Here is a 249-nt window from a genome sequence, read left to right as displayed (position 1 = left end):
CGTGAAGGCCGACCTGCATCTCGAAACGTTGTGGTCGCAGAACATTTCCATCACCACGCGGCTCGTCGATACGGTCTCTACGCCGATGCTGCTGAAGACGGTGCAATCCGGCAAGATCGATCCGAAGAAGCTCATCACCCATCGCTTCAAGCTCGACGGGATTCTTGACGCGTACGACACCTTTTCGCAGGCCGCGAGCACGCATGCACTGAAGGTCATCATCGAAGCGGCCTGATCCGGCAGGACGAC

1 pseudogene is annotated in these 249 nt (G+C 58.2%); it reads left to right on the top strand.

The window, feature by feature from the left end:
- Positions 1 to 235: pseudogene (locus tag KVS69_RS20080) on the top strand (alcohol dehydrogenase); the annotation flags it as partial.
- Between the last annotated feature and the right edge of the window lie 14 nt (positions 236 to 249).

Source organism: Stenotrophomonas sp. GbtcB23 (assembly GCF_019091045.1).
GTDB lineage: Bacteria > Pseudomonadota > Gammaproteobacteria > Xanthomonadales > Xanthomonadaceae > Stenotrophomonas > Stenotrophomonas rhizophila_A.
The sequence above is the reverse complement of the archived record's forward strand: the minus strand, read 5'-3'. Positions and strand labels throughout refer to the sequence as shown.